The sequence below is a fragment of the Haliscomenobacter sp. genome (assembly GCF_033763495.1).
Classification (GTDB): domain Bacteria; phylum Bacteroidota; class Bacteroidia; order Chitinophagales; family Saprospiraceae; genus Haliscomenobacter.
The window spans coordinates 1-14,555 of sequence record NZ_JANRKL010000076.1; the positions used below are offsets into that span (position 1 = coordinate 1).

At 47.3% G+C, this 14,555-nt stretch carries 10 protein-coding genes; all 10 read left to right on the top strand.

Translation table 11 applies throughout. From position 1 onward, the window contains the following. Positions 1-110: 110 nt before the first annotated feature. The 10 genes from SFV55_RS08515 to SFV55_RS08560 all read left to right on the top strand — a co-directional run bounded on the left by SFV55_RS08515 (position 111) and on the right by SFV55_RS08560 (position 14,522). Positions 111-1,538 carry a c-type cytochrome gene (locus tag SFV55_RS08515; protein ID WP_320029064.1) on the top strand — a complete coding sequence of 476 codons (1,428 nt, stop codon included), beginning with the start codon at positions 111-113 and terminating at the stop codon, positions 1,536-1,538. A gap of 159 nt (positions 1,539-1,697) precedes the next feature. Further along, entirely contained in the window at positions 1,698-4,967 is a 3,270-nt protein-coding gene (locus SFV55_RS08520; protein WP_320029065.1) for a TAT-variant-translocated molybdopterin oxidoreductase, read from the top strand. Between the two features lie 126 nt (positions 4,968-5,093). Beyond that, positions 5,094-6,524, top strand: coding sequence for an NrfD/PsrC family molybdoenzyme membrane anchor subunit (gene nrfD, locus SFV55_RS08525; RefSeq protein WP_320029066.1), 1,431 nt, complete (start codon positions 5,094-5,096; stop codon positions 6,522-6,524). A gap of 31 nt (positions 6,525-6,555) precedes the next feature. Further along, entirely contained in the window at positions 6,556-7,089 is a 534-nt protein-coding gene (locus SFV55_RS08530; RefSeq protein WP_320029067.1) for a DUF3341 domain-containing protein, read from the top strand. 46 nt (positions 7,090-7,135) lie between these two features. Beyond that, a complete protein-coding gene (locus SFV55_RS08535; RefSeq protein ID WP_320029068.1) occupies positions 7,136-8,017 on the top strand; it encodes a cytochrome c in 882 nt (293 codons plus the stop codon). Between the two features lie 44 nt (positions 8,018-8,061). After that, on the top strand, positions 8,062-9,390 hold the full coding sequence (locus SFV55_RS08540; protein WP_320029069.1) for a hypothetical protein: 1,329 nt from the start codon (positions 8,062-8,064) through the stop codon (positions 9,388-9,390). A 98-nt stretch (positions 9,391-9,488) separates the two neighbouring features. Beyond that, positions 9,489-10,976, top strand: coding sequence for an OmpA family protein (locus tag SFV55_RS08545; protein WP_320029070.1), 1,488 nt, complete (start codon positions 9,489-9,491; stop codon positions 10,974-10,976). Between the two features lie 99 nt (positions 10,977-11,075). Then, positions 11,076-12,932 (top strand): cbb3-type cytochrome c oxidase subunit I, encoded by a 1,857-nt coding sequence (locus SFV55_RS08550; protein WP_320029071.1) that lies wholly within the window; start codon positions 11,076-11,078, stop codon positions 12,930-12,932. 154 nt (positions 12,933-13,086) lie between these two features. Beyond that, on the top strand, positions 13,087-13,932 hold the full coding sequence (gene cyoE / locus SFV55_RS08555; protein ID WP_320029072.1) for a heme o synthase: 846 nt from the start codon (positions 13,087-13,089) through the stop codon (positions 13,930-13,932). A gap of 11 nt (positions 13,933-13,943) precedes the next feature. Then, the gene (locus SFV55_RS08560; protein ID WP_320029073.1) at positions 13,944-14,522 is read left to right on the top strand and encodes a heme-copper oxidase subunit III; all 579 of its coding nucleotides are present in this window, start codon (positions 13,944-13,946) and stop codon (positions 14,520-14,522) included. Positions 14,523-14,555 lie beyond the last annotated feature (33 nt).

Here is a 14,555-nt window from a genome sequence, read left to right on the forward strand (position 1 = left end):
GTCTTTCCTTAAAAGTTTGTTAAAAAGATATAGCTAATTATATCTTTGCGCTGACTGAAAAATGACAGTTTATACAATCTTGTTATACTAGGTTATAAAACGCAAGTACGATGATATTTAAGTCTCTGACTAGCCGAGTACTGCTCATTGCATCTCTATTGTTCAGTACCATGGCAATGTACGGCCAGGGTGTGGCAAAGGGCGATGACAAGGCGGGGAAAACCCTTTTCCAGAACAATTGTGCCTCTTGTCACAACAAAAACATGAAGAGCGACCTCACGGGGCCTGCTCTGGGTGGAGTAGAAGAGCGTTGGGCTGCTTATCCACGCACCGATTTGTACCTATGGATTCGCAACTCTCAATCCATGATCAACAGCCACCCACGGGGCAAAGAACTGTGGGCCAAATGGCAACCAACCGTGATGAACAGCTTTAACGGTTTGAGTGATCAGGACATCGAGAACATTTTGGCCTATATCCAATGTATGTACGATGGTTCTTGCGATCCAGCTGCTGCAGCTGCTGCTGCCGGAGCTGCCGGAGGGACTACTGGGGCAAAGCCAAAGAACAACACTACCTTATTTATCTTGCTTGCAGGTATCCTGGGTATTTTTGCGGTTGTATTGGCGCGCATCCTGTCCAACCTCAAATACATGTTGGCCGTGAAAGAAGGCCAGGCTGCTGAACGCCAAACCCTGAAGCAAATCCTGCTCAGCAAAAGTGTTATCGCTTTTGCGCTGTTTGCGGCAGTTGTTTTGGGTGGCTACACCACGGTGAACCAGGCGATCTCGCTGGGCCGTCAGCAAGGGTATCAGCCTGATCAGCCAATCAAATTTTCGCACACCACTCACGCAGGTGTACACAAGATCAATTGCAACTATTGCCACGATAGCGCACGCCGGAGCAAACACTCCTCCATTCCTGCAGCGAATACCTGTATGAATTGCCACCGCGCCATCAAAGTAGGTTCCAAATATGGTACTGCGGAATTGACCAAAATCTTTGCTTCGATCGGTTACGATCCTAAAGCAGACAAATACATCGAGAATTACGAGAACCTCTCCGAAGACGACATCAAGAGCACCTATACAGCATGGATTGAAGACAATGCGATCCAGGCTGGTAAATCTCCTGATGCGGCCATTAAGGAAGGCGGCTTGCAATGGGATGCCATTAAAGAGGCACTGACTGATGCCAAAACTGGCGATAAGAAGATCCAGGGCCCAATTGAGTGGGTACGCATCCACAACTTGCCAGACCACGTTTATTTCAACCACGCTCAACACGTATCGGTAGGTAAGGTAGAATGCCAAACTTGCCATGGTAAGGTGGAAGAAATGGATGTCCTGCAGCAACATGCTCCACTGTCGATGGGCTGGTGTATCAACTGCCACCGTCAAACGGAGGTCAAGTTTGCTGACAACCAATACTACAACGAATACTACGCCAAATTCCACAAAGAACTTCAGGAAGGTAAGCGGAAAAAAGTAACTGTTGAAGACATTGGCGGTTTGGAATGCCAAAAATGCCACTATTAACCCACCCCACGGATTCATCCGTGGGAGGGAATAATTTAGTTCCACCCCACGAATTTATTCGTGGGAAGGCATAACACCGCCCCAGCCCACGAATTTATTCGTGGGTTCGATATCACCCGCCCAGCGGGCCTTTGGATAACCAGACGCATCTCAACTCAGATGAAAAACCAAAATAAAGAAATCTGGATCGGTACTGATCAAATTGCCAACGATCCGATTTACAACGAGATTACCAATCAGGAGTTTTACGAGCGGCCATTATCTGAGCAATTGGCTGACGAAAAAACAATGGACCTGAATGCCAATCGCCGCGACTTCCTCAAGTACCTCGGTTTTGGCCTTGGTGCAGCAACCATTGCTGCCAGCTGTGATATTCCAATCAAAAAAGCCATCCCCTATGTCGTCAAACCTGACGAAATTGTACCTGGGGTAGCGACATATTATGCCTCCTCTTTTATAAACGGGGGTGACTATTGCGCTATTTTGGTGAAGACCCGTGAAGGTCGCCCCATCAAAGTAGAAGGCAATAGCCTTTCCAGTGTTACCAAGGGTGGTACCAGCGCACGGGCTCAGGCCAGTGTTTTGAGCTTGTACGACTCCAGCCGTTTCGACGGACCATACCGGGTAAAAAGTGGTAAGGTAGATCGGGCGGACGCCAGATTCGGCAAAGGCCCTTCTTTGGCGGAAATCGATCGCGAAATTGCCTCCAAGCTCAACAGCGGCAGCCGCATTCGCATCGTAGCGCCTACTATTCTGAGCCCAATGACCAAGCAGGCAATTGCTGACTTCCAGGCAGCCTATGCCAATACAGAGGTAGTTATCTACGACCCATCTTCCAGCTCTGCTTTGTTGCAAGCCAACGAGCAGTGTTTCGGACAGGCAGTAGTACCTGCTTACAGCTTCGACAAAGCTGAAGTTATTGTAGGTTTTGAGTGTGACTTTTTGGGCAGCTGGGTTTCTCCAGTTGAATTTGCTACCCAATACATCCAAAACCGCAAGATCACTGATGTAAACCAAACCAAGATGTCGCGCCACTATCAGGTGGAAGCACACTTGAGTTTGACCGGCTCCAATGCCGATAACCGGATTTTGGTAAAACCATCTCATCAGGGTGCTGCAATTATTGCATTGCACAATGAGGTAGCAGCACTGACTGGAGGAAGCAAAGTTTCCGGACCATCTTTGCCAGCTGAAACGGCAGCCAAGTTCAAGGCTGTTGCCAAGGATTTGGTAGCTTCCAAAGGCAAAGCCCTGGTTGTTTCCGGTTCCAACAACACGGGAGAACAAATTTTGGTGAACTCCATCAACGCCATGTTGGATTCCTACGGCAATACCATCACTTTTGCCAATGCATCCAACCAACGCCAGGGACAGGACAAAAATGTTCAAAAATTGGTTAGAGACATGGCCGCTGGGCAGGTGGACGCAGTTTTCTTCTTCGATGGAGTTAACCCAGCTTACGACTTACCCAACAGCGATAAATTCCGCGATGCCATTGCCAAAGTGAAGCTGAAAGTTTCCTTCGCGATTGCACCCAACGAAACTGTACTCCTTTGTGATTATGTAGTGCCTACCAATCACTACCTCGAAAGCTGGGGTGATGCCGAACCAAAGCAAGGCCACTACAGTTTGATCCAACCCACGATTGCACCATTGTTCAAAACCCGTCAGGTTGAAGAAACTTTGTTGACTTGGGCGAAAAGCGACAAGTTAAACAAGGATTCCGAGCAACCGATGTACGATTATCTGGTGGCTTTCTGGGAAGCCAACATTTTTACCAAACAAAACCGCTTCGCTACTTTCCAAAGCTTCTGGGACAGCACTCTGCACGATGGTATCTTTGAGGTGCCTACTGCAGTGGTTCCTGAGTTTGGTTTCGGTGGTGACGTAGCTGCTGCTGCAGCCAAAGTGCGCAAGCCTGCTGCTGATGGTTTGGAAGTGGCATTCTTTGAAACCGTTAACCTGGGCGATGGCAAATACGCCAACAACCCATGGTTGCAGGAAATGCCCGACCCGGTTGCCCGTACGGTATGGGGCAACAACCTGGCCGTTCCGCTCAAATATGAAGGTGGTATCCGCTTCAAGGCCCTCAATGACCTTAACCAACGCGAAATGTACGGCTCAGCCGACTTCGTTGAGGTTGAAGCCAAAGGACAAAAGGTTACTACTACTGCTGTGCGCCAGTTTGGCCAAATGTGGGATACCGTAGGTTTGGCCATTGGTTATGGCCGGGAATGTACTGGTTACCAGGGACGTGCCATTGGTGACAAAGTCGGAGTCAATGTTTATCCAATGATGAGCATTGATGCAGATGGCAATACCCAGTACTATGCGGTAAGTGCCAAAGTATCAGAATCTGTCGGAAAAGACAAAGATTTTGCCTGTGTACAGTACCACCACGGTATGGGTATGACTGGCAAAGATAAAGATGGCAAACAGATCAAAGCCAGCGATGGCAAGGACCTGAACCTGGATGAACACACCTCCATGACCCTCGGTGCTGGTTACCAGGGTGGTATCGTGGATCGTTCAATCATCTACAAAGGCAACATCAAAGAATTGCCTGAATTGGCTGAAAAAATCAAGGAAAAACGTACGGAGGCTCAACACCTCAACGATCAAACCCTTTATCCATTTGACAAATTTGTAGCTGATCGCTACAGCCAGTCACAATGGTGGGCAATGCACGTTGACCTAAGCGCCTGTATTGGTTGTGGTGCTTGCCAGGTGGCTTGTGTGGCAGAGAACAACGTACCTGTGGTAGGTAAATTCGAAGTATCCCGCCACCATGAAATGAGCTGGTTGCGCATTGACCGGTACTTCTTTGGCGATTACGAAACGCCAAACGTAGTTTACCAACCAATGATGTGTCAACACTGTGACAACGCTCCTTGTGAAAACGTTTGTCCAGTAAATGCCACCAACCACAGTTCTGAAGGTTTGAACCAAATGTCCTACAACCGTTGTATTGGTACCCGTTACTGTGCCAACAACTGTCCGTACAAAGTTCGCCGCTTCAACTGGCTGGATTACACAACTGCCGATATTTTCCCAATCAACGAGAACCACATCAACGGCGAGGAACTGCCTTATACCGCTGATAACCTGATGCGTATGGTGTTGAACCCAGACGTAACCGTACGTTCTCGTGGGGTAATTGAAAAATGTAGTTTCTGCGTACAACGCATCCAGGAAGGTAAACTGACTGCGAAGCGTGAAGGCCGCAAACTGAATGAAACAGATGTAAAAACTGCTTGTCAAACAGCTTGTCCTACGGGGGCCATCGTATTCGGTGACCGCAACGACAAAACTGCTGAAGTAAGCAAGCGGATGAAACATCCGTTGAACTACCTCGCTCTTGAGGAAATCAACGTACAATCTTCAGTAAACTACCAGGCTAAGGTTGTCAACCGGAACGAAGCAGTATAAGCCCACGGATTAGCCCGTGGTTGGGTGAGAAGTTGAGAAGTTTAGCATTCTCAACTCCTCAACCCTCAACTTCTCAACTTTACAAAAAAAGACACGATTTTATCGTGAAACTATAACAACACCATCATGAGTGGACACATTTCTCCAATACGGGAACCCCTGATTACGGGTGCAAAAACGTACCACCAAATCACGGAGGACATCTGTGGGCCTACTGAACGTACGCCCTCCGTTGCCTGGATGATTGCCTTCATTCTTGCCGTAACGGGTCTCGCGTTTTATGTATTTTGTGTAACCTGGACCATTTGGGTCGGTATCGGTTCCTGGAACCTTAACCGGACGATCAACTGGGGTTGGGACATTACCAACTTCGTTTGGTGGGTCGGTATCGGTCACGCGGGTACTTTGATTTCTGCCATCTTGTTGCTGTTCCGTCAAAAATGGCGGACGGGGGTAAACCGTGCAGCAGAAGCGATGACCATCTTCGCGGTAATTTGCGCCGGTCAGTTCCCGCTTATTCACATGGGCCGCCTTTGGCTGGGTTTTTTCATCTTCCCTTATCCCAATACCCGCGGACCACTTTGGGTCAACTTCAACTCTCCGCTGCTTTGGGACGTATTTGCGATCTCTACCTATTTCACGGTTTCTTTGCTGTTCTGGTACACCGGTTTGGTGCCTGACTTTGCAACGGTTCGCGACCGTGCTTCTGGTTTCCGTCGCAAATTGTACAACTTCCTGGCTTTTGGCTGGACGGGTTCTGCCAAGCACTGGCAACGTTGGGAAAGTTTATCGTTGATCCTAGCGGGTTTGTCCACTCCGCTGGTACTTTCGGTACACACCATCGTATCCTTTGACTTTGCCACTTCGGTTATTCCTGGTTGGCATACCACGATCTTCCCTCCATACTTCGTAGCGGGTGCGATCTTTTCCGGTTTTGCCATGGTACAAACCCTGATGATCATTACCCGGAAAGTATTGCATCTGCAAGACTACATTACGCTGGAGCACATCGACAGTATGAACAAGGTAATCCTGGCTACAGGTACAATTGTAGGTGTTGCTTATTTGACCGAGTTGTTCATCTCCTGGTACTCCGGGTACATTTACGAGCAATTTGCCTTCTACAACCGTTTGATGGGTCCATATTTCTGGTCTTACATCGGTATGATGGCTTGTAACGTAATTTCGCCACAGATTTTCTGGAGCAAAAAATTGCGTCAAAATATCACGGTGACTTTTGCCATGTCCATCTTCGTTAACATTGGGATGTGGTTTGAGCGTTTCGTAATCATTGCCTCTACCTTGGCTCGCGATTATCTGCCTTCTTCCTGGAGTTACTATTCAGCTACCTGGGTAGAGGTCGGTTTGTTCATCGGGACCCTGGGCTTGTTCTCTACTTGTTACCTGGCCTTTACCCGCCTTGCACCTGTAGTAGCCATTGCCGAGATCAAGAGTATCCTGAAGAACGCCGGTGACCAATACGTGGGCATGAAAAATGCCCTGAAACATGGTCACCATCAGGAATCAGTAAAAGCAAATGGCGGCGACGCGCACTAATCTAATTTCGAGACAGCAAAAACGAAGTGCAATGACAAGATCTCCAAATAAAGATGTACTCTTCGGTCTGTATGATGACGAGACCAAGATTCTCAGTGCAGTCAACCAAGCTCGTGCTGCACACCTGGACATTTACGATGTGTTTACGCCATTTCCGGTTCACGGCATGGAGGACGCAATGGGCTTTACTGAAAGCCGCCTTCACCAGGCTGGTTTTGTATATGGTTTGATCGGTACCCTTACTGCATTCCTGGGGATGACTTGGGTGTTCACCAGCGATTGGCCCATCATTTTTGGTGGTAAACCTTACTGGTCAGTACCAGCGTTTATTCCGGTCACTTTTGAGTTGACGGTACTTTTCGCCAGTATTGGTATGGTGGTTACTTTTTACACCATCTGCGGTATGGGCCCTGGTATCCTCAACCCTACGCTGCACGATCGCATTACCGACGATAAATTCTGTCTGGCCTTTGATGTGACCGATGTATCAGATGACGAAAAAGCCAAATTCAAGGCCTTTTTGGAAACATCTGGTGCCGAAGAAATTGATCAAAAGCACATTTAAATCCGGACAGCCGGTCAATGTTTGAACCAAGGAAAATCGAGCAATGATGAAAAACTTAAAATATATTCTTTATTCGGTAGCCGCAGTCAGCCTGCTCTACTCCTGCACACCCGCAGGAGGCAATTATGCTGGCAAGGAATACATGCCGGATATGGCACACTCAGTAGGATTTGAATCACAGTCGTACGCCAACTATTCCCGCAACAACTGGGACAGCGCAAGTGTGATCAACCGCAAATTTTTGTCAAGACCATTGAACCCTGCAGCAGGTACTATCCCTCGCGGTTATGCAGGCTTCAGTTTCGCCAGCCCAGGTGCTTATGACTCCATCATGAACATCCTCAGGGGGGGCAATCGGCTCAACGCTACTGCGGTGCCTGTAAACGGGAAAGTGCCTTACCACTACGGCGACAGCGAAGAGGAACGGATTCGGGCCAGCAAGGATATTGTAGGCAACCCTTTCCCGATTTCTGAAGCTGGTTTGGCTAAAGGCAAAGAACTTTACGATATTTATTGTGGCATTTGCCACGGAGAAAAAGGGGATGGCGCTGGTTACCTGGTGCGCGATGCCAATCCTGCCAAGGGTGACCTCGGTGGCGTATACCCTGCTGCTCCGGCCAACTTCATGCTGGATACTTTTTACATCTCTACCAATGGTCGTTTTTATCATGCCATCATGTACGGCAAAAACGTAATGGGTGGTTATGCAGAAAAATTGAGCTACGAAGAAAGATGGCAGGTGATTCACTACATCCGCTCTTTGCAAGCAACTGCGAAAGGATTGGCCTATAGCGCAAGCGCAAATACGCTGAATTCCAGCTTTGCGGTTCCAGCAGCACAGGTGAAAAAACTGGCTACTGCACCACCACCTCCACCGCCTCCTGCTCCAGCAAGCGGCGATGGTACCAAATCCAAGAGCGGCAAGTAATTTGATTAACCTTCTTTTGAAGAAAAATAAATAACCGACGAGCAATGAACCAATTCACCTTTGAAGCCAAGCAAAAGACTTTCCTGCTCGGGTTTATGATACTCGGTGTGCTGTGCTTGATCTTGTCCTACTTCATGGACTCTGAACCAATGCATGTGCGCTTCTGGTCTAACTACCTCCACAATACCGTATTTTTTACAGGTATTGCGGGCATTTCTATGTTCATTTTGGCTGCATTTACCACTGCCTGGGCAGGTTGGTATGCAGGAATGAAACGGGTTTGGGAAGCATTTTCCCTGTTTTTGTTGCCAGGCATAATTTTGTTCATTCCCATCATCATCGGCATGTGGGGACACTGGCATCACCTTTACCACTGGGCGGATTCACATGCGGTAGCTGCTGATCCAATTCTTAAAGGAAAATCAGGATTTCTCAATCCGGTTTGGTATACTTTAGGCACCCTGATTATTGTAGGCACCTGGTATTATTTTGCCTTTAAAAACCGGCAATTGTCGGTTGCTGAAGACGCAGATGGTCAAGGGATTGCCGATAATTTCTGGCACCACCGCAAAATGCGGGTTTATGCCGCTATTTTTCTGCCAATTTTTGGCTTTACAAGTGCGGCCATGATTTGGCAGTGGGTCATGTCCGTAGATGCCCACTGGTATTCAACCCTGTTTGCCTGGTATAGTGGCGCAAGCTGGTTCATTTCAGCTATGGCGATTACCATTTTGATGCTGATGTACCTCAAAGGTCGCGGTTATTATGAAAACATTACGGCTAACCACTTGCACGATATTGGCAAATTTTTGTTTGCCATCAGCATTTTCTGGACGTATATGTGGTTCTCACAGTACATGTTGATCTGGTATGCTAACGTTGGGGAAGAAACCATTTACTTCCGCCATCGCCTGGATAATTACCGCCCTTTGTTTTTTGCAAACCTGGTCATCAATTTTGTGTTGCCATTCTTCATTTTGATGCGCAATGACAACAAACGCAAATACGGACCAATGGCCATTGCGGCTATCCTGACCTTGTTTGGCCACTGGCTGGATTTCTTCCTGATGATCAAGCCTGGTACCCGTTTGACTGCCATCGAAGCTGCTGCTGAGCATGCAGGCGGACATGGTGCTGAAGCTGCTGAAGCAGGCCATAAGTTCCTGAATTTTGCGGCTGGCTTTTCTATTCCAGGTTTGTTGGAATTGGGAATTTTCCTCGGCTTCCTGGCTGGCTTTGTCTACTTTGTATTCAAGCAACTGGAAAAAGCAGCATTGGTGCCTTCAAATGACCCATACATGGATGAAACGATGCACCACTCTGTTTGGCCTTATCCGGAAGATGGGCATGGTGCTCATGATGCGCATCATTAATTTAGACGAAGTCTAAACAAGTGAAAAGTGTCGCAATGGTGGAACACATCATTGAATCTTTGGTTGTAAATTTGAATTCGACTAAAATTTAAAGAATAATGACTGCTTTGCTCGTATTCTTAAGTCTCATCCTGATCGTTGTGATTGCCATTCAAATTGGCAAGGTGACCGAATTGGCTGCCAAAATCCGGGGTGAGGAAGAAATGCAGGAGATCATCAATGGTAGGCAAGGGCTCTACATGGTCATTTTTATGATCGCTTTTTTGGTGCTTACTGCCTACACTGGTGCAGTGTATAAAAACTACTACTTGGGCTTTGGCCCCATGCAGGCAGCATCCGCTCACGGGGGGAAGATTGACGCCATGTTCAATGTAACTCTGGTGATCTGCGGGATCGTATTTGTGATTACTCAAATCCTGCTGTTTTATTATGCCTGGAAATACTCAGGTCGTCGGACTGGTAAAGCCAAATTCATTGCCCACGATAACAAGTTGGAAATGATCTGGACTGCCATTCCAGCCGTAGTGATGGCGTTCCTGGTTATCCGTGGTTTGGATGCCTGGAATGAAATCATGGCAGACATCCAGCCTGGTGAGGATTACCTGGAAATCGAAGCAACGGGCTTCCAATTCGGTTGGGCCCTGCGTTATCCAGGTCCGGACGGAGTGCTGGGGCCAAAGAACTACAAACTCATCTCGGGTGCAAACCCCCTGGGCCAGGATTGGACAGATGAGCGGAACGTGGATGACTTCCACGCCGATGAGTTGGTATTGCCTAAAGGCAAAAAGATTCGGGTGCGGATTACTTCCAAAGACGTTTTGCACAACTTCTATCTGCCTCATTTCCGGGTAAAAATGGACGCCATTCCTGGTATTCCTACTTACTTCGTGTTTGAGCCACAAAAAACCAATGAGGAATTCCGCGAGCAATTGCGCAATTACCCAGAATATCAGGTGCCATCCGATCCAAAAGATCCAAATTCCAAACCAAAGTGGGAGGTGTTTGATTATGAACTGGCTTGTGCTGAATTGTGTGGCAATAGCCACTTTGCGATGCGCAAAACGGTAAAAATTGTGGAGCCAGAAGCCTATGAAATGTGGGCCATGCAGCAAAAGTCATACTATTTGAGCAATATTCGCTTCAAGGACGAAGATCCAAATAAAGACAAACTGTTTTCTGCTGAAATCGAAGCAAGAAAAGAAGAGTTTGCCGAAGCTTTGGATACTGCTTTGATTACTGCGAAGAAAACAGTACAATTCAGCTACGTAACCTTTGCAACTGGTTCGGACAAACTAACTGGGGTATCTCGTTACGAACTGGACAACCTGGTTGACGCGATGAAGCAAAAGTCGGGCCTCAAAGTAGAATTGGCTGGTCATACTGACGATACCGGGGAAGATGCTCAAAACCTGACCTTGTCGCAAAAGCGTGCTGATGCGGTGTTGAAATACTTGCGTAGCAAGGGAATTGATGCAAGCCGTTTGTCTGCAAAAGGTTTTGGTGAAACTCAACCTGTAGTGGCAAACGATAGTGATGAAAATCGTGCGAAAAACCGCCGTACGGAATTCCGTATCGTAGGGCAATAATATAAATGTTGAATTGAACCATGTTGGTTCAATTGAGTTGTTATGGAAATGGCTCAATTTGTAATTTAGCATTGTAAACGTATTTAAAACATTCAGCAGATGGCTCACGTAGCAAACCATCCAATGACGCAAGAAGAAGAGCTGATTGAAAAGCTGGGGTATGATGATCATTTTCACGATCATCACGAGGGCGACCGTTATCAGTCCAACTTCATCAATACCTATGTGTTCAGCATGGACCACAAAATCATTGCCAAACAGTTCCTCATTACGGGGATGATTTGGGCTTTGATTGGGGCGGGCATGTCCTTGATTTTCCGTTTACAATTGGGCTTCCCTGAAGAAAGTATGGCCTGGTTGAAACCCCTGCTGGGCAAATGGATCATCATCAATGCGGAAACCGGAATGGGTACTCTGTCGCAAGATTTTTACTATGCGCTGGTGACCATGCATGGAACCATCCTGGTGTTTTTTGTATTGACCGCAGGTTTGAGTGGAACATTCAGTAACCTGCTCATTCCTTTGCAGTTAGGTGCCCGGGACATGGCCTCACCCTTCCTGAATATGCTTTCATACTGGTTCTTCTTTTTGTCCGGTATGATCATGCTGTTCTCTCTGTTTGTGAGCACAGGGCCATTCTCTGGAGGTTGGACCGCTTATCCACCACTGAGTGCATTGCCGCAAGCTTCCTCTGGTTCGGGCGCGGGTATGACTCTGTGGTTGTTGAGTTTGGTGTTCTTTGTAGTTTCGGTACTGCTCGGTGGTATTAACTACATCACTACAGTTCTCAACCTGCGTACCAAAGGTATGACCATGTGGCGGATGCCACTGACCATCTGGGCTTTCTTCGTGACAGCGATCATTGGTCTTTTGTCCTTCCCCGTACTGGTTTCTGGTTTCTTGTTGCTGATGTTCGACCGGGGTATGGGCACAAGCTTTTACCTGAGTGAAATTTTTGTTGGCGGTCAGGCTCTGGATCACGTAGGTGGTAGCCCAATTTTGTACCAGCACTTGTTCTGGTTCCTGGGCCACCCTGAAGTATACATCATCATTTTGCCAGCGATGGGTTTGGTGTCAGAAGTGCTGTCTGTACACTCTCGTAAACCAATCTTTGGTTATAAAGCGATGGTTTATTCGATCTTGGCGATTGCATTCCTGTCCTTCATCGTTTGGGCACACCACATGTTCATGTCGGGGGTTAACCCATTTATCTCCAACTTCTTTGTGGTGTTTACGCTGATCATTGCCGTTCCTTCGGCGGTGAAGGTTTTCAACTGGATTTCTACACTTTATGGTGGTAATATCCGGTTTACAGCGGCAAGTATGTTTGCCATTGGCTTTGTATCCATGTTCATCTCTGGTGGTTTGACTGGTATCTTCCTGGGTAACTCTGCCATTGACATCCAACAGCACGATACTTATTTTGTAGTTGCACACTTCCACATTGTAATGGGGGTTGCGGCATTCTTTGGGATGTTTGCAGGTATCTACAACTGGTTCCCCAAGATGTATGGCCGTTTCATGAACGAGACCCTCGGTAAAATCCACTTCTGGGGTACCATGATCGGGGCATATGCCATTTTCTGGCCAATGCACTACATCGGTATGGCTGGGGTGCCTCGTCGTTATTACCGTTTCGATACCTTTGCATCATTCTCGCATTTTGATGACCTGAATAAGTTCATCACTGTTGCAGCTATTGCCACTTTTGCTTTCCAAATTTTGTTTGTAGTCAATTTCTTCTACAGCATTTGGAAGGGTAAAAAGATGACCACTCTAAACCCATGGGGTGCTTCTACGCTGGAATGGACTACTGCGATCAACCCAGGACACGGCAACTGGGCGGGTAAAATTCCTACGGTACACCGTTGGCCTTACGACTATGGCAAGGATGGTAAGGAGTTTATCTCCCAAATCACGCCAATGGAAGAAGGTGAAACTCCTGGTGAGCACTAATGGGAACAGCTCAGGCTGATTGAAGTAAGAAGAATAGATCATTTTCAATAGGGGAGGAGGAGTAAATTCATTTGGTTCTCCTCCCCAATACTTCACGATTAAAGTGGCGGTAAAAACAGCAGTACAGAAACCTTTGGTTCTTTTTTGGCAAAAGGTGGAAGACTTCAAATTACTGGTAAAATTGCGATTGACCCTCACCGTAGTTTTTTCTTCGGTGATGGCCTACTTGATTGCAGTACCCGGACCTATTTCAGGGCTGAGTATTGTGATCCTTGCAGTGGGTGGTTTTTTGGTCACTGCTGCGGCGAATGCACTCAATCAGGTGCTGGAAAAGGACTTTGACCGTTTGATGAAACGTACGGCCAACCGGCCTCTGGCAACTGGTCGGATGAAGGTTGCCGATGCTGTACTTTGGGCTGGATTGATGAGTATGGTGGGTATAAGCGCCTTGGCTTTATTCAATCCCTGGACGGCTTTTTTTGGTACCCTTGCCTTGGTTTCCTATGCTTTTTTGTATACTCCGTTGAAAAGAATCTCTCCCATTGCTGTAGCAGTGGGCGCAATTCCAGGAGCTTTGCCAACACTGATTGGCGCTGCTGCTGCGGAGGGGTATATTTCAGCCTTGGGATTGACCTTATTTACCATCCAGTTCTTCTGGCAGTTCCCCCATTTCTGGTCGATTGCCTGGTTGGGAAAAGAGGATTACGAGCAAGCGGGTTACAAACTATTGCCTGGCCCGGAAGGACAAAAGGAACGTTATACGGCCTTACAATCTTTCTTGTATGCCCTGGTGCTCATTCCGGTAAGTTTTCTACCGATGAGTCTTGGTGTCGCTGGATGGATCAGTACGACATGTATTGTGGTCTCGAGCATCTTTTTTGCATACCTGGGTTGGCGTTTGTATCGCAACAATGATCGGAAATCAGCCTTGCATTTGATGTTCTTTTCATTTGTATACATTCCGTTTGTTTTGGGTGTGCTATTAGTGGATCAATTATAACTGGGAAAAAGATGGAAGGAAGCTTCCCCAATACGCTTGGCCGGAATAAAATACATCCTCAGACTTTCGCCTTGCTGGTGGCTTGCGCGAGTATTATGATGATGTTTGCAGCGTGGACCAGTGCCTTTTTGGTGCGCCAGGCTGCCGGGAACTGGCTGGAATTCAGCTTGCCCCAGGTGTTTACCCTCAGCACGGTAGTGATCTTGCTGAGCAGTGCTACATTGCACCTTGCATATCGTGCCTTTTTGAAAGGTAATGAAAAAGTGTACCAATACGGTTTGGTAGCTACTGCGATTTTGGGTTGTGTATTTTTGTACACTCAATATCGTGGTTGGCTGGCTCTCGCGTCTATCGGCGTAGAGTTGACCACCAATCCTTCAGGTTCTTTTGTATACGTGTTCTCGTATGTGCATGCAGCCCACGTAGTGGGTGGGATTGCTATCCTGCTACTCGCTGTACTTCATGCTTTTACTTTGGGCTTAAAAGTAACGCCTAAACGAAAACACCGCTTTGAACTCAGTATGATCTACTGGCATTTTGTAGATTTGCTCTGGGTTTACCTCTTTTTCTTTTTAATGACGCAAATGTAAGCCACCCCAAGGCTTTAGCCTTGGGAGGCCATC